Origin of the sequence: Halopelagius inordinatus, from assembly GCF_900113245.1 — an archaeon.
Taxonomy (GTDB): Archaea; Halobacteriota; Halobacteria; order Halobacteriales; family Haloferacaceae; genus Halopelagius; species Halopelagius inordinatus.
On record NZ_FOOQ01000002.1, the window covers coordinates 453,614 to 469,516 of the forward strand.

Annotated in this window: 17 protein-coding genes; 5 read left to right on the forward strand and 12 right to left on the reverse strand. The window is 67.0% G+C overall.

The window, feature by feature from the left end; all coding sequences use genetic code 11:
• Positions 1-63 precede the first annotated feature (63 nt).
• Entirely contained in the window at positions 64-1,008 is a 945-nt protein-coding gene (locus BM167_RS10055; RefSeq protein WP_092892054.1) for a zinc-binding dehydrogenase, read from the reverse strand.
• 49 nt (positions 1,009-1,057) lie between these two features.
• Positions 1,058-1,465 (reverse strand): GNAT family N-acetyltransferase, encoded by a 408-nt coding sequence (locus BM167_RS10060; RefSeq protein ID WP_092892056.1) that lies wholly within the window; start codon positions 1,463-1,465, stop codon positions 1,058-1,060.
• 96 nt (positions 1,466-1,561) lie between these two features.
• Between BM167_RS10060 and BM167_RS10065 the strand changes: the two genes are divergently transcribed.
• Positions 1,562-2,158: a S24/S26 family peptidase gene (locus tag BM167_RS10065; RefSeq protein WP_092892058.1), complete on the forward strand. Its 597-nt coding sequence runs from the start codon at positions 1,562-1,564 to the stop codon at positions 2,156-2,158.
• Between the two features lie 43 nt (positions 2,159-2,201).
• On the opposite strand, the gene BM167_RS10070 is transcribed toward BM167_RS10065, so the two are convergent.
• The 3 genes from BM167_RS10070 to BM167_RS10080 form a co-directional block, all read right to left on the reverse strand.
• A complete protein-coding gene (locus BM167_RS10070; protein ID WP_092892060.1) occupies positions 2,202-2,660 on the reverse strand; it encodes a response regulator in 459 nt (152 codons plus the stop codon).
• A 101-nt stretch (positions 2,661-2,761) separates the two neighbouring features.
• Entirely contained in the window at positions 2,762-3,739 is a 978-nt protein-coding gene (locus BM167_RS10075) for a cation diffusion facilitator family transporter (RefSeq protein WP_177213331.1), read from the reverse strand.
• Between the two features lie 65 nt (positions 3,740-3,804).
• Positions 3,805-4,371: an HIT family protein gene (locus BM167_RS10080; RefSeq protein ID WP_092892062.1), complete on the reverse strand. Its 567-nt coding sequence runs from the start codon at positions 4,369-4,371 to the stop codon at positions 3,805-3,807.
• Positions 4,372-4,474: 103 nt separating this feature from the next.
• Between BM167_RS10080 and BM167_RS10085 the strand changes: the two genes are divergently transcribed.
• On the forward strand, positions 4,475-4,672 hold the full coding sequence (locus BM167_RS10085; RefSeq protein WP_092892064.1) for a DUF7835 family putative zinc beta-ribbon protein: 198 nt from the start codon (positions 4,475-4,477) through the stop codon (positions 4,670-4,672).
• A gap of 54 nt (positions 4,673-4,726) precedes the next feature.
• Here the strand turns inward: BM167_RS10085 and map are convergent, their stop codons facing one another.
• Positions 4,727-5,617, reverse strand: a complete 891-nt coding sequence (gene map, locus BM167_RS10090) for a type II methionyl aminopeptidase (protein ID WP_092892066.1) — start codon at positions 5,615-5,617, stop codon at positions 4,727-4,729.
• A gap of 143 nt (positions 5,618-5,760) precedes the next feature.
• On the opposite strand from map, the gene BM167_RS10095 reads away from it, so the two are divergent.
• Entirely contained in the window at positions 5,761-8,823 is a 3,063-nt protein-coding gene (locus tag BM167_RS10095) for a PAS domain-containing sensor histidine kinase (RefSeq protein WP_092892068.1), read from the forward strand.
• A 37-nt stretch (positions 8,824-8,860) separates the two neighbouring features.
• On the opposite strand, the gene BM167_RS10100 is transcribed toward BM167_RS10095, so the two are convergent.
• Both BM167_RS10100 and BM167_RS10105 read right to left on the reverse strand, forming a co-directional pair.
• Positions 8,861-9,439: a DUF2238 domain-containing protein gene (locus BM167_RS10100; RefSeq protein ID WP_092893067.1), complete on the reverse strand. Its 579-nt coding sequence runs from the start codon at positions 9,437-9,439 to the stop codon at positions 8,861-8,863.
• 56 nt (positions 9,440-9,495) lie between these two features.
• Complete coding sequence (locus BM167_RS10105; protein WP_092892070.1) at positions 9,496-10,086, reverse strand: hypothetical protein; 591 nt, start codon at positions 10,084-10,086, stop codon at positions 9,496-9,498.
• A 137-nt stretch (positions 10,087-10,223) separates the two neighbouring features.
• Between BM167_RS10105 and trpB the strand changes: the two genes are divergently transcribed.
• A complete protein-coding gene (gene trpB / locus BM167_RS10110) occupies positions 10,224-11,378 on the forward strand; it encodes a tryptophan synthase subunit beta (protein ID WP_092892072.1) in 1,155 nt (384 codons plus the stop codon).
• Between the two features lie 45 nt (positions 11,379-11,423).
• On the opposite strand, the gene BM167_RS10115 is transcribed toward trpB, so the two are convergent.
• From BM167_RS10115 to BM167_RS10125, 3 genes are all read right to left on the reverse strand, one after another.
• Entirely contained in the window at positions 11,424-12,071 is a 648-nt protein-coding gene (locus tag BM167_RS10115) for a metallophosphoesterase family protein (protein WP_092892074.1), read from the reverse strand.
• Between the two features lie 129 nt (positions 12,072-12,200).
• Positions 12,201-12,857: an alpha/beta hydrolase gene (locus tag BM167_RS10120; protein WP_092892076.1), complete on the reverse strand. Its 657-nt coding sequence runs from the start codon at positions 12,855-12,857 to the stop codon at positions 12,201-12,203.
• Complete coding sequence (locus BM167_RS10125) at positions 12,857-13,795, reverse strand: ring-cleaving dioxygenase (RefSeq protein WP_092892078.1); 939 nt, start codon at positions 13,793-13,795, stop codon at positions 12,857-12,859. Before BM167_RS10125 ends, BM167_RS10120 begins: the two co-directional genes overlap by 1 nt.
• Positions 13,796-13,898: 103 nt before the next feature.
• Between BM167_RS10125 and BM167_RS10130 the strand changes: the two genes are divergently transcribed.
• On the forward strand, positions 13,899-14,327 hold the full coding sequence (locus BM167_RS10130) for a winged helix-turn-helix transcriptional regulator (protein WP_245781353.1): 429 nt from the start codon (positions 13,899-13,901) through the stop codon (positions 14,325-14,327).
• A 7-nt stretch (positions 14,328-14,334) separates the two neighbouring features.
• Here BM167_RS10130 and BM167_RS10135 read toward each other — a convergent pair whose 3' ends face one another.
• On the reverse strand, positions 14,335-15,900 hold the full coding sequence (locus BM167_RS10135; protein WP_092892082.1) for an amidohydrolase: 1,566 nt from the start codon (positions 15,898-15,900) through the stop codon (positions 14,335-14,337).
• Between the last annotated feature and the right edge of the window lie 3 nt (positions 15,901-15,903).

Genomic DNA, 15,903 nt, shown 5'->3' on the forward strand with positions numbered 1-15,903 from the left:
GCCGCCGCCGAACCGACCGCTCTCCGTGCCGTCGCTGGACCGCGTCGGGCGGCCCACGGGGTCTCACGCCGTGACGTCGAGGACGACTTTCCCGGTGAGGCCGCCCTCCTCGACCATCTCGTGGGCCTCCGCCACGTCTTCGAGCGGTACCACCGAGTCGATGACCGGTTCGAGTTGCCCGCGTTCGACGAGGCGGCGCAGGCCGTCGAGGTAGTGGCGGGCGCGTTCGAGAAACAGCATGTGGACGGTGAAGTTCTTCTGGTAGGCCGCGCCCCACTCGCCCTCCGGTTCGAGGATGGTCACCATCCGGCCGTGCGGCCGCGTGACCTCGGCGCTCTCGGCCAACGTGCCGCCGCCGACGGTGGTGAACACCGCGTCCGCCGGGTCTTCGAACTCCGAGTTCATCACCGCCGCGAAATCCTCTGACTCGTAGTCGATGGCGCGGGCAGCCCCGAGTTCTTCCGTCTGTTCGACCGTCTCGGGACTCGTCGTCGCGACGACTTGCGCCCCGGCGGCGTCGGCAATCTGGACGGCGTGCGCGCCGACGCCGCCCGCGCCGTGAATCAGCACCGTCTCGCCCGCACCCACGTCGCCGCGAGTGACCATCGCCTCCCACGCGGTGCCGCCCGCGAGGGGAAGCGCCGCCGCCTCGGTGTGCGAGAGGGTCGACGGTTTCCGCGCGACGATGGACTCCTCGGCGACGTGGTACTCGGCGAAACTCCCCTGTTCGCCGAATATCTCGGGCGTGTAGAACACCTCGTCGCCGACTTCGAAGTCGGTCACGGACTCGCCCACCGCCTCGACGACGCCCGACACGTCGTAGCCGATGACCGTCGGCGGCGAGATTCCGGCCCACGACCCGGCCTGCCGAATCTTGGTGTCGACGGGGTTGACCGACGAGGCGTGTACCTTCACGAGAACCTCCGTCGGGTCCGGAGAGGGTTTCTCCACGTCGCGCCGTTCGAAGACGTCGGTGCCGCCGAAGTCGGTGATGACCATCGCGTCCATGCGCTCGGATACGGTCGGAAGCGGGGTATAAGGTGGGGCCGAAGGCGTCTCAATCGGTCCGACGATACATCCCGCGGGACGCGGGCGCGGTCGGTTCGAACCCCCACCGCTCGTAGAAGCCGTCCACGTCGGCAAAGAGGTTCACGTAGGCGTTCGGCGGCGCTTCGCGGTCGAGATACGCCACGAGTTCGTCCATCATCGCGGTGCCGAGACCCCGGCCTTGGTGAGCCGGTCGAACCGCCATGTCCGCAATCTGGTAGACCGTTCCTCTGTCTCCGACGATGCGGGCCATCCCCACCGTCTCGCCGTCGCGGCGGACGCTGACTCCGAAGACGGTGTTCGGAAGGCCCGCCCGCGCGCCCTCGACGCTCCGCGGGGACATCCCGGCCGCCTCGCGGAGTTCGCAGAACGTCTCCGCGTCGGGTAGTTTACGGACTAGTTCGTAGGCGTCGTCCATGCCCCGGCGGACGCGGAGCCCGGAGAAGTGAATTGTCATCGAGAGTGACCGGCGGAACCGCCAACCCTTTTCCGTTCGACCGCAGAGAGGAGTTCGATGGACGACACGCCCGGTCCCGACCTCCCCATCTACGTCCGCGACTTCCTCCAGACGGTCGCCGCGGTGGTTCTCGTCGGTCTCTTGCTGTTCGGTGCGACCGGCGTCTGGCCGCCGATGGTCGCAGTCGAGAGTCCGAGCATGGAACCGCACATGACGAAAGGTGACCTCGTCGTGGTGACGGACGCCGAACGGTTCGCCGGTCCCGCCGCAGACGAGTACGGCGTCGTCACGTCCGACGCCTCGGAGGGATACAGTCGGTTCGCGGAACCGGGCGACGTCGTCGTCTACGACGCCCCCGGAAATCGGGGGTCGCCGATAATCCACCGGGCGCGCTTTCGGGTGTCCGACGGCGAAAACTGGTACGACAGGGCCGACCCGAACCACGTCCCGGCCGGAGTCGACAGTTGCGCGGAACTCGTGAACTGTCCGGCACCGCACGACGGTTACATCACGTTGGGCGACAACAACGAGATGTACGACCAAGTCAGCGGTATCGCCTCCGGTCCCGTCCGCGCGGAGTGGGTCGTCGCGAAAGCGCAGATTCGCGTGCCGTATCTCGGTTACATCCGCCTCTTGCTGGCGGGGAAGGCCTGACCGCGCCGCCGCGGAGTCGTACGACGGAGCCGAGGGGCCCCCTTCAGTCGGCCGTCGACGACCGGCGGACGATAGAGATCCAGAACCGTTCGACCGACTGCGCAAAACGGATGAACTCGTCGGGTGCGACCGGCTTTCGGATGTAGTGGTCCGCTTCGAGGCCGTGCGACTTGACTATCTCTTCGCCGAGGTCCGAACTCGTGAGGATGACGACGGGAACATCGGCCAGTAGCGGTTCGTTGTTCAACTCGGACAACACCGCCATGCCGTCGTCGCCGGGCAACTGCGGTTCGAGGAGCACGAGGTCGGGGCGCGGACTGTCCGCGTGTTCGCCGCGTCGATAGACGAAATCGAGGGCTTCCTCGCCGTCCGAGACGGCGTGGATGCTGTTTCGGATCTTCGCGTCCTCGAACGATTCGGTGAATAGACGGGTGTCCCCGGGGCTGGGTTCGACCAACAGAATTTCGATCGGGTCGCACTCCCGTCCGTCCTCTGAAGACATTACCGCTACTCTCAATCAGAGCACTATAACTCTTGATCTGTCGGGAGAGAATGTCTCGGACAGAATCACGTGGGTATCGGACCGTCGGGACCGCCCTGCGTCTACTTCTCGGTCGGCGGCGACGTCCGGCGGGCGTTCGTCTGTGCCTCCTCGGTCGCCGTCCGGAACCGGGCCAGTCGCTCGGCCTCCTCGTCTTCTTTCCACTCGCCGAGTTCCTTCGGGTCGACGTGGACGAACACGTCGTCGACGTCGGGCAGTTCGCGGATGGTCGCCACCACCTCCGACTCGATGTCGTGGGCCTCCAACAGGGTCATGTCGCCCTCGACTTCGATGTGGAGGCTTACGTCTATCTCCGGGCCGACGTAGTGCGCCACCACGTCGTGCGCGCCGCGGACGTCCGGATGCGCGAGTGCGCGCCCGAGGATTTCGGCCCGCAGTTCCTCCGGCGGTGCCGCGCCGACGAGGTAGTTCAGGTTGTCGCGGACGATTTCGTAGCCGGTGTAGAGGATGCCCAGAGAGACCACGCCCGCGGCTATCGGGTCGAGGACGGGGACGCCGACGGCCGCGCCGACGACGCCCGCGAGGGCGGCCCCCGCGGTCAGAATGTCGTTTCGGTTGTCCTTCGCGGTGGCGACGATAGCGGGCGACCGACGGCCCTCGCCGACGGCCAGACAGTAGCGATAGAGGCCGTACTTCACCCCGGCGGTGCCCACGAGGACTACGACGCCGGTCAGACCGGCGCTTCGTCCGTACGTTCCGTTCAGCACCGTCGTCGTGGCGTTCCAGAGGACGCCCGCCCCCGCGGCGAAGACGCCGAGAGCGACGAAGAGGGCGACGAACGGTTCGATTCGTTCGTGTCCGTGCGGATGCTCGAAGTCGGGCGGTTGCGTGGTGAGGTACAACCCGGCGACGATGATGACGCTGTAGGCCACGTCAGCGAGACTGTTGACCGCCTCGGACCCGATAGCGAGACTCCCCGTCGCCCACCAGACGGCCCCCTTCGCGACCACCAACGCGACGTTGACCGCCAACACGACGAGTCCGACCCGTCGAATCACGGCCTTTCGGGTGCCCTCCATCGGTGATGACTACTCATCGAGGGACAAAGGCACTTCGGACGGGCGTCCCCGCGGGCGTCGGGGGGTCAGTCGGCGTCGAACGAGAGGGGGACCGCTTCGTCGTCCGCGAGTGAGTCGTCGTCTCCTTCTGCGGCGTCGAGCGACGAGAACGCCTCGTGGAGGCGGTCGTACGTGTCGTCGAGGGCTTCGACGAGCACTTTCGTGTCGCCGACGACGGGCATGAAGTTGGTGTCGCCGTCCCACCGCGGGACGACGTGGGTGTGGAGGTGGTCGTCGATGGACCCCCCGGAGGCGCCGCCGCCGAGATTCTCGCCCACGTTGGCGGCGTCGGGTTCCATCGCGGCGTCGAACGCCGAGAGCGTCGCCGCCTTCAACTTCGCGTGGTCGAGGAGTTCGGCGTCCGTCAGGTCGTCCCACTCGCCTGTGTGGCGGTACGGGATGACCATCGCGTGGCCCGGGTTGTACGGGTAGTTGTTCAAGAGAACGAACGCGTGGTCGCTTCGAGCGACGACGCGACTCTCCCTGTCGTCGTCGCGTTCGGGAAGGGCGCAGAACGGGCACCCCTCCGACTCCTCGTCGTCGCCGTCTCGTTCGACCCACTCGATGCGCCACGGCGCGAACAACTGGTCCATGGACGCCCCGTGGAAACGCGTCGGCTTAGTGTCGGCGGGAAGCGACTGTGACACTCGCTGACTGTTGGCTAGGTTCATGTCTCGGGCGGCCGTACTACTCGCGATGGCCGTCAGCCCCGACCCCTCCGTACTGACCGAACCGTGCGACCACTGCGGCCGAGAGACGCCGCACCGGGTTCGAGTCGAACTGCGCGCGGAGAACAGAGACCCCGAACGGGCGGCGTACTCCCGCGAACCGTATCGAATCTCCGTCTGCGCCGCGTGCGGAACCGAGACGGTGACCCGGATGAACACGGCGTGAGTCGAGGGAGACGACGCCGGAGGCGGCGACGGCCGCGGTGGTGAGTCAGAGAGCCTACTCGGTGAGAATCTCGCAGCCGTCTTCGGTGACGATGACGGTGTGTTCGGCCTGACTGACGAGACAGCCGTCGTCTTCTTTCAGGACGGGGTAGCCGTGGAGGACGCCCTGTTGTTCGAGGCGTCGGATGGCCATCTCCGCGCGCGGGGAGTCTATCCACCGCGAGGCGAACGGGAGCGTCTTGTACTCCTCTGTCACCTGTTCGAGCACCTGCCGGGCGGAGCGATTGCGCACCGACCGGTCGTTTTCGAGGCTGTAAATCTCCTCTTTTGCCCCTTCCGTGACTTTTCCGCGGCCGTCGGTGGCGAACGGTTCGATGGCCACCACGTCGCCGACTTCGAGTTCGACGCCGCGTTCGGTGCCGCGGTTCGGGATGTTCGGCCCCGTGTGGGCGTCCCACTGCGCGACGCCGTGTCCAGAGAGGTTGAGGACGGGGGTGTAGCCGTACCCGCGGATGACGTCTTCTATCTCCGCGCCGACTTCGCCCGTCTCCGCGCCCGGTTCGACGGCGTCGAGGGCGGCGTCGAGGGCTTCCTCCGCGGCTTCGACCAGTTCGTCGTTTCCGGAGAGGTCAACCGTCACCGCGGCGTCGGCGATGTAGCCGTCGACGTGGACGCCGCAGTCGAGACAGACCATGTCGTCGCCGAACTCGGTGTCGTCGTCGCGGCCCGGACTCGCGTGCGACGCCTCCTCGTTCACGCTGATGTTCGTGGGAAAGGCGCATCCGTCGGCGAGTTCGTGGATGCGTTCTTCGGAGAACTCGGCCACTTCGAGGTGTTTGACTCCGGGTTCGACCATCTCGGCCGCCTCGTCTAACACCTGTCTCAGAACCTGCCCCGCCTCGCGGTAGTTCTCGACTGTCTCGTCGTCGAGAGGTCCGATACTCATGCTCGCGCCTTCGCGTGACCGTCTGAAAGAGGTTGCGGACGCCGCGTCGTCCGGTGGTCGGGGCGGTGCCGAGAGAGGCCCAGGGGAGACCGTTCGGCGGAGACGGAAGATAGTTTATCCGTTTCGATGGCCACACGCTCTGTATGAGCGAACGAGGAGACAGGGCTGCGGTCTTTCGGGGGGACGCAGACGACGAAGGGACGATAGCTCAGTATCGAACGCTCGTCAACACGGTCGACGACGCCATCTACCAACTCGACGCCGACGGGCGGTTCGTCGCCGTCAACGACGCCGTCGTCGAGATGTCCGGCTACTCTCGCGAGCAACTCCTCGGCGCGCACGTCTCTCTCGTCCTCGACGACCACGACGTCGAGCGAATCGAGCGCGAGATTCGAGACGAACTCGCGTCCGACGGCCGCCTGAACGACCCCTACGAGTTCGCCATTCGGACCGCGAGAGGCGGGACGATACCCTGCGAACTGCGGGCGAGTCTCCTCGTCGAAGACGGGACGTTTCGAGGCACGGTCGGCGTCGTTCGCGACATCTCCGGCCGCGAGGGGACCGAAGGGGTCCTCCACGACCGCGAACGGCAACTGGAGCGAGAACGCGACCTGACCGACCGAATCGTCGAAACCATCCCCGTCAGCATCGTCGTGTTCGACCGGGACGGCGAGGTGACGAGAACGAACGAGCGGATACGGGACGTCCTCGACATCCCCGACCTCTCGGAGGTCGAACGCGCGGCGTTCCCGCCCTCTCACGTCGCCCTCTACGACGAAGACGGCAGACCGGTGCCGACGGACGAACGGCCCTCGGTCCGGGTGCGCGAGACGAAGGAACCGGTCGAAGAGCGCGTCTTCCGGGTCGAACTGCCGAACGGCGAGTCCCGCTGGGTCTCCATCAGTGCGACGCCGATACTGGCCGACGACGGGGCCGTGGACCGCGTCGTCACGGCCGCCGAGGACGTCACCGACCTCAAGGAACGTGAACGCCGACTCGAACGGCGACGGGACGAACTCTCCGCGGAGATGAACGAGGTGTACGGGCGCATCACCGACGCGTTCTACGCGCTCGACGACCAGTGGCGGTTCACCTACGCTAACGAGAAGGCCGAGGAGTTGATCGACGTCTCGGGGGAGGGACTCGTCGGAGAGAGAATCTGGGACCGATTCGAGTGGGCGAGCGACTCGAAACTGCGAGCGGAGTACGAGACGGCCATGGAAACCCAAGAGGCGACGCATTTCGAGCTACACTACCCCGACCCGCTCGACGGGTGGTTCGAAATCCACGCGTACCCCTCGGAGACGGGGCTGTCGGTCTACTTCCGCGACATCACGGACAGAAAGGAGCGCGAACGCAGACTCGAAGAGACGGAAGGCGAGTACCGGACGCTCATCGAGAACTTCCCGAACGGCGTCGTCGCCCTCGTCGACGAGAACCTCAACTACACGACGTTCGGCGGCGAGTTGGAAGGAGACTCCCACGTGCGGCGAGAGACCCTCGAAGGAGCGCCTCTGGACGCGCTCCCGCCGGACATCGAGGCGGTCGTCGCCCCCCGTTACGAGGCGGCTCTCGACGGCGAGTCCGCCACGTTCACGAGTACGATCGACGGGCGAGAGCACCGATTCCACTTCGTCCCGGTTCGCGACACGGACGGCGAGATATTCGCCGCGTTGGGGATGTCCCAGGACGTCACCGAACTCAAGCGGTACGAACGGCACTTAGAGGAGGCGAAATCTCAGTTGGAGGCGGCGGCGGAGGCCGGTGCGGTCGGCACGTGGGAGTGGCGCGTCCCCGAAGACCGGGTCGCCGTCGGCGCCTCCTTCGCCGACCTGTTCGATATCGACCCCGAGGCGGCGCGCGACGGCGTCCCGGCCGAGCGGTTCCTGTCGTCGGTTCACGGGGCCGACCGCGAACGCGTGGAAGCGAGCATCGACGCGGCCATGGACTCTTGCGGGGAGTACGAGGCGGAGTACCGGGTGAAAAGCGCCGACGGAGACGTTCGGTGGGTCGTCGCCCGCGGCCGCGTCGAGTGCGACGAGAGCGGTGACCCGGTCACCTTCCCCGGCGCGATTACCGACATCACGGAACAAAAGCAGGCCGAAGAGGAACTCCAGCGGACGAAAAACCAGCTCGAATCGCTGTTTCGGGTCCTCCCCGTCGGCGTCATCGTCGCGGACGCCGACGGGCGAATCGTCGAGGCCAACGACAGGGCCAAGGAGATATGGGGCCGAGACATCTTCGCCGCCGAGGGCGTCGCCGACTACGAGCGGTATCCGATCTGGTGGGCAGATACTGGCGACCCCGTCGCTCCGGCGGAGATGACGATGACCCGAGTACTCGACGGGCAGGAGGTGACCGACCCCGACGTGTTCGAAATCGAGTCCGCGGGCGGCGAACGCCGTATCGTCGCTACGCTCGGGATGCCGGTTCCGAACGAGGAGGGCGACGTGACCCACGGAGTCGTCACGATGACGGACATCTCCGATCGGAGAGAGTACCGACGCAAGCTAGAGGAGTCCAACGAGCGCTTAGAACAGTTCGCGTACGCGGCGTCGCACGACCTGCAGGAACCGCTCCGGATGATCACGAGCTATCTCTCACTCATCGAACGCCGCTACGGGGACGCCCTCGGCGAGGACGGCGCGGAGTTTCTCGAATTCGCCGTCGACGGGGCCGAGCGGATGCGCGAGATGATAGACGCGTTACTCACGTACTCTCGGGTCGAGACGGAGGGCGACCCGTTCGAACCGGTGGACCTCGCGGCGGTGCTCGCAGAGACGCGCGACGACCTGCAGATGCGAATCGAGGAGACGGACGCCGAGATTACGTCCGAGGAGTTGCCGCGGGTTCGCGGCGACGCGAGCCAACTGCGGCAGGTGTTTCAGAACCTGCTCGACAACGCAATCGAGTACAGCGGCGACGGCCCGCCGCGGGTCGATATCACCGCCGAACGCGAGGGCGCGTACTGGCGCGTCTCCGTCAGCGACGAAGGCATCGGTATCGACCCCGAACACACAGACCGCGTCTTCGAGGTGTTCCAACGGCTACACACCCGCGACGAACACGACGGGACGGGTATCGGCCTGTCGCTGTGTCGGCGAATCGTGGAGCGTCACGGCGGGACGGTGCGGGTCGACTCCGAACCGGGCGAGGGCGCGACGTTCTCGTTTACCCTCCCGGCGGCGTCAGACGAACAGTCGTGACCGCGTCTCTCGGCGACCCCCGACGCGGCGAGAGGCGCTAGCCGCCCTCGGATTCGAGCCGTCGTCTGAGAAACGACACGAGGCCGCCGAAGTAGCCGGTGCCCCAGACCGCGACGAGGACTGCGCCGACGGTGTTGAACATCATGTCCGTGACGATGTCGTCGATTCCGTACACCGTCACCGGAGACGAGACACCGAGCAGTTGGGCGATGAACACCGCTCCGAACTCGAACACCTCCCAGATCACGCCGAACGCGAGGACGAAGACGACGATAAACACCGCCCTGAACTCGGAGGGGACGTCGATGTCGTCGGAGTGACGCTCGAACGCCCGAAGCGCCGCGTAGCCGATTCCGGCGACGATGGTCGCAGACACGGTGTGGGTGATCTCGTCGTACCACGAGAACTGGTCGTACAGGCCGAGCGAACCGACGCTGTGGAGGAAGATGGCGACGGTTATCCAGAGGACGAGTCCGGGAGCCATCGTGTAGCCGTACTCCCGGCGAAGCGCCGCCGGAAGGAAGGTCACGGCCAAAGCGAGTAGCCCGTTTGCGACCATCCCCAACTGGAGCGTCGCCGCCCCGTAGACGACGAGTCCGAAAAGCACGAACTGCATCGCTCGCACGAGGAGTCGGCTTCGGTCGTCGTCGCCCTCCGACAGACCGCTGAGTTTCACGACGCACCACCCGAATCGGACGGCCGTTCGGCGGGGTCGGACCGAGCGGACTGTTCGAGATACCGCTCGAAGACGACGCCCATGACCAAGCCGACGGCCGTCACCGCGACGTAGTCCCACTGGAGTTCGGTCTGCGAGCGCAAGAGCGCGGTTCCGAACCAGCGGTCCGAGTAAAACTGCGCGACGGTCCAAAGCCCTTGGAACGCCATCGTCGTTAGAACGGCGAAGCCGACGGCGAACCGTCGGCTCATCTCGACCGGCGTGAACGCGTCGAGTTCGACGACGACGACGAGAGCCAGCGTCGCGATGCCGACGTACCCCGCTATCTCGGGATAGGCGTCGAACGCCCGAACGAGGACGGCGAGGGCGGCGAACAAGGGAAGCGGCCACGGGACGATGACAGTCCAGTCCCGGGCCGAAAGCGCAGGCGCGGCCGTCACGGCGGCGACGACGAGGGCGAACCCGCCCCAGACGACACTGCCCGTGAGGAGGCTCTCGACCCCGCCGAGAGCGACGGCCCCTGTCAGCGCCCAGCCGAGTACTGTGTTCCGTCGGTCGGAACGGACCACCCTGTCCGGTAGCGACATACGAGATACGTGTACGTCGAACGAATAAACGGCTGTGGCCGCCCGGACTTCGTCGGGGCCGCACGCCCGGCGACGCCACCGACGGCGAGCGACCATCACGAACATATTTTATAAATCAGCGGAGCGAGGGTGCGTCTATGACCGACGGCGATTTCGAGGGGTACGGCGGACGACACGTCCCCGACGCACTGGAAGACGCACTCGAACGACTGGCGAACGGGTACGACGAGATTTCGAACACCGACGAGTTCCGAACCGACCTCCGCGAACTGCTCGAGACGTTCGCGGGGCGGCCGACAGCCCTCTACTACGCGCGCAACCTCAGCGACCGATACGGCGCGGACATCTACCTCAAGCGGGAGGACCTGCTCCACGGCGGCGCACACAAGATAAACAACGCGCTCGGACAGGCGTTGTTGGCGAAGAAAGCGGGGAGAGAGCGCCTCATCGCCGAAACGGGTGCGGGCCAACACGGGACGGCGACGGCGATGGTCGGCGCGCTTCTGAACCTCGACACGGAGATATACATGGGGAAAAAAGACGTGCGGCGACAGCAGATGAACGTCTTCCGGATGCGGCTTATGGGCGCGGAGGTGAACGAGGTGACCCGCGGCGGCGTGGGTCTGGCCGACGCCGTCGACGCCGCGTTGGAGGACTTCGCACGGAACATCGACGACACGCACTATCTCGTCGGGAGCGTCGTCGGACCCGACCCGTTCCCGCGGATGGTCCGGGACTTCCAGAGCGTCATCGGCCGCGAGGCGCGCGACCAGTTCCTCGACCGGACGGGCGAACTGCCGGACGCCGCGGTGGCCTGCGTCGGCGGGGGGTCGAACGCGATCGGCCTGTTCCACGCGTTCCGCGACGACGACTCGGTCGAGTTCTACGGCGCGGAAGGCGGCGGCGAGGGCTCCGACTCGAAGCGTCACGCCGCGCCCCTCGCGGAGGGGAGAGACGACGTCATCCACGGAATGCGGACGCGCGTCATCGACGACGACGTGGCGGTTCACTCGGTTTCGGCCGGTCTGGACTACCCCGGCGTCGGGCCCGAACACGCCATGTTCCGCGCTATCGGCCGCGCGGAGTACACGGGCGTGACCGACGACGAAGCCCTCGCGGCGTTCCGCGAACTCAGCGAGACGGAGGGAATCATCCCGGCGCTCGAATCGAGTCACGCGGTCGCCAGAGCCATAGAACTCGCCGAGTCCGGCGACCACGACACGATTCTCGTCAACCTCTCGGGGCGCGGCGACAAGGACATGGAAACCGCCGCCGAGAAGTTCGACCTCTGAGGGGTGACGCGTCCGTGCGGGGCCTCGTCTCCGCCGTCGGCGTCCCTACACCGCGTCGGGAACGGGGTGGCGGTCCAGTTCTAGCGTCTCGGCGTCGAGCGTGTAGTACCCCTCCCAGACGGGCACGAGGCTGACGACGCGGACGTCGCCGAACGTCGCCTCGGCGTGGCGGTGGTGGTGTCCGACGAGGCAGAGTTCGGGTTCGACGGCGCGGAGTATCTCGTCGACCGCGGCGCATCCGGGGTCGCGCCCGCCGCCGACGCGGAGGAGTCCGTGCGGCGCTTCGTGACAGAGGAACACGTCCACGTCGGACAGCGACTTCGCGCGTTCGACCTCGGACCGGACGAAATGTCGCCGCCGCCCGCCGGTCAGTTCCGCCCGCGAGTTGTCGTACTTCGTCGGCGCGTAGTTGCCGGAGAGTCCCGCCACGCGGAGGCCCGCCACCTCGTCCGCGGTGCTCGCGAGGAGGTGCGGTCGTTCGGCGGTCGAAAGCGTCGCGTCGCCGCGCCGGAGGGCGTCGATCACGTCGAAGTCCTCGTTGTTTCCCGCGACGAACCACGTCGGCGCGGGCAGGTCGTAGCACAGGAGGTCACCGACCTGGAGCGCGGCGTCTTCGTCCGCCGCGCGGTAGGCCGCACGGAGCGACTCTCTCCGGTCCGGGTCGTCGGCGTGGGCGTCCCCGAGGACGAGCATCACGTCGTCGTACTGTCGCTGTCCCCTTATCGGTGGTTGTCGAGAGAGCCGCCCCGCCGGGGACTGACGTTCACCATACACTGAATGACGATATACGAAATCGGTGAGAGAGTCGCGCGAATCCGCCGGCTACTCGTCGAGGAGGTTCGCGACGAGTTGGCGGACGTGTTCTATCTCGTCGGGGAAGATGCCGTGGCCGAGTCCCTCGTACACCTGAAACGTCACGTCGCCGTCCATGCGTTCGAGGGTTTCGACCGTCTCTTCTGCGCGTTCGAGCGGGATGTGGGGGTCGTCGTCGCTCACGCCGAGGAAGACGGGCGTCCCCGAGAGCGACCCGTCGTAGTCGCGGGGCGTCCCCTCCGGGCCGATGAGGCCGCCCGCGAGGAGGCCGAGTCCGCCGTAGCGACGCGCGTTGCGCGCGACGTACTCGGAGGCGAGACAGGCCCCCTGCGAGAACCCCACGAGGAGCGTCTTCTCGGCGGGGATGCCGGCGTCTTCGACCGTCTCGACCGCGCTATCGAGGTGCCGAAGCGCAGAGGAGAGATGCGGTTCGTTCGCGTCTATCGGCGCGAGAAACCGGTTCGGATACCACGTCCCTCTCTCGGCCTGCGGGGCGACGTACGCGAGTCCCTCGCGGTGGAACTCTTGGGTGAACTGGAGCATCCCCTGGGCCGTCGCGCCGCGTCCGTGGACGAGGACGACGGCGGCGTCGGCGGATTCCAACGACTCGCCCGCCGTCCGAATCGGTTGGTCGCCGTGGGGGTCGGCGGCGTCTCCGCCCGCCATCAGTTACCGACCTCCCGTACCTCGGCGTCCAGAGACGGGAGCGTCGATTCGATTCGCTCTCTGTCGTCTTCCACCCACGGCGGCAGTTGCAGCGACGACCCGAGGTCGGCGACGGACTCGTCGCGGGTGAACCCCGGCCCGTCGGTGGCTATCTCGAAGAGGATGCCGCCGGGTTCGCGGAAGTAGACGGACCGGAAGTACCGGCGGTCCTTTTGCGGGGTGACGTTCTGGCCCGCGTTCGACAGTTCCTCGCGCCACGCCAGTTGCTCCTCTTCGTCCGCCGCGCGGAAGGCGACGTGGTGGACGGTGCCGACGCCGGGTCGCCCGCGCGGACTCTCGCGTTCGAGGATGTCCACGACGTCCGCCCTGTCGCCCGCCGAACGGTACCGGATTCGGCCGTCGCCTTCGCCCTCTCTTTCGAATCCGAGGAGTTCGAGGACGCGACCGGTGGAGTCGGTCGCGGCCGACTGAAGCGTCACGCCGTAGAATCCGCGGACGGCGTGGTCCACCGGGACGGGGCCGTCGGCCCACGGTTCGACGTCCGTCTCGCCCTCGACCAGTTCGAGAGGTTGGCCGTCCGCGTCCTCGAACGCGAGGACGCCCGACCCGAAGCGTTCCATCCGTTCCTCTACGGAGACGCCGTTCTCCGAGAGGCGGTCCGCCCAGTAGTCGAGACTCCCCGGAGGAACGACGAAGGCGGTTGCGACGGCCTGTCCGCGCCCGGGGCGGCCCGACCGTCCGCCGCCGAACGGGAAGAACGTCATCGCGGTGCCGGGCGAACCGGTTTCGTCGCCGTAGTAGAGGTGGTACGTCGATGTGTCGTCGAAGTTGATAGTCCGCTTCACGAGCCTGAGACCGAGGACGTCGGCGTAGAACCGGACGTTCTCTCGGGGGTCGCCCGCGACGGCGGTCACGTGGTGGATTCCTTCGGTGTGCATGGTGAGCGTAGCGGACCGGCGGTCGCCGGTTTCCTTACGTTACCAGGTAAGGAACCGAAACCATATAGCCGTTCCCGGACGTACCCGTCACCAGGTGACATTAGTGTCCCCCGAAGACCAATACAGCGAGGAGGCGTGCGTCGTCATCGACTCACTCGAACAGATCGGCTCTCAGTGGCGACTCATCGTCTTGCACGACCTCCAAGACGGGGAGAAGCGGTTCAACGAACTGAAGCGGTCGACGGACGCCAGTTCGCGAACGCTCTCGCGCGTCCTCGACGACCTGCAGGACCTCGGATTCGTCAACCGCAGACTGGAGGAGGACGCGCCCGTGGCGACGTTCTACTCGCTCACGCCGAAGGGACGGTCGCTCTGTCCGGTGTTCGACGAGATAGAGGCGTGGGCCGACCAGTGGTTGGACTCCCCGCCCGCGGGCGAGGACCCGGCCGACGTGGCGGACGCCGAATCGACGAACGAGGACGACGCGGAGAGCGAACCGGCCACGCAGAAGGCGAAAGCCGAAGCCGAGTAGCCGGTCGTCAGGCGTCGGTGCGCCGATGCGCGACGCGTCCGTCGAGGACGGTCACGTCCACTTCGATATCCTCGATTCGCTCGGGGTTCTCGAAGGGACAGTCGTCGAGGACGACGGCGTCGGCGAACATCCCCGGTTCGAGACGCCCCTTTCTGTCCTCCGCGAACTCCGCGTACGCCGACCCCCGAGTGTAGGCTTCGACGGCCTCCGCGACGTCGAGTCGTTGGCTCGGTTCGGACGCGTTGACCGCGTGGTGAATCCCGTAGAGGGGACTCATCGGCATCGTATCGCTCCCGAACGCGAGCGTGAGTCCGGCGTCGAGAACGTCCCGAAATCGGTTGTTCGCGCCGCGGGCGTCCGAACCGAGGACGCGTTCGTAGACGCCGCCTTCCCCGGCCCACTGGAGGAAGTTCGGCTGCATGCTCGCGACGATACCCGCCTCCTCGATTCGTTCGAGGTGGTCGTCCGTCGCGAGTTCGAGGTGTTCGATTCGAAGCCGGGCGTCGCGGACGTAGTCGTCGTCGAACGACTCGTACAGCGACAGGACCGTCTCGATGGCCTCGTCGCCCAACGCGTGCGTCGCTATCTGCTGGTCCGACTCCGCGGCCAGTCCGAACAGGCGTTCGAGTTCCGCCGGACTCGTCGTCCACGTCCCGTCGTTCTCCGGTTCGCCGGGGTACGAGTACGAGAGTTTCGCCGTGTGCGCCCCCAACGCGCCGTCGGAGAACGTCTTGAGGCCGCCGACGCGGAGCCACTCGTCGCCGAACCCGCTCGCGAGTTCGAGGTCGGAGAGCGATTCGGCCTTCCCCGAGTGGACGTAGAAGGTGACTCTGACCGGGAGCGACCCGTCTCGCCACGCGTCGAAGAACGCGCGCTGGATGGGACTGCCATCGTCGGCGGGCGCGGTCAGTCCGGAGACGTGTTGAACGGAGGTGACGCCGAGTTCGAGGGCGCGTTCGCCCGCCAGCCCCAACGCTTCGCGGGCGCGTTCGCCCGACGGGAACGTCGCTCGCTTGACCGTTCCGGCGGCGTCCTCGACGAGCAGGCCCGTCGGGTCGCCGCCCGCCGTTCGCACGTCGCGTTCGACGCCCGAGAGGTCCAGTCGGTCGAGTCCCCGTCCGTTGACGCCGACGGCGTGGCCCGCGATTTGGAACGCCGCGACGGGATGGTCGTCGCTGACGGCGTCCAACTCCGCTCGGGTGAGCATGCCCTCGTCGTCGGGCCAGGTGCTCTCGTCGTAGTTGTGTCCGACGACCCACTCTCCGGCGGGGCGGCCCTCGGCCTCCTCCGCGAGCAGTTCTATCGCCGCCTCGCGCGTCTCCGCCGCCGAGAGGTCGGCTTCGAGTCGGTCGATGCCGACAGACAGGAAGTGCGCGTGGGCGTCGTTGAACCCCGGGAGGACCGGCCGCCCGTCGAGTTCGACCACCTCCGGGTCCGACGCGGCGGCCCGCGCCTCTCGGTCGGTGCCGACGGCGGCGACGCGCCCGTCGCGGAACAGCACCGACTCCGCGCGGGTGCGGGCGTCATCGAACACGTGGACCGTGCCGTCCGACAGGAGGAGTTCGTTTCTCACCGT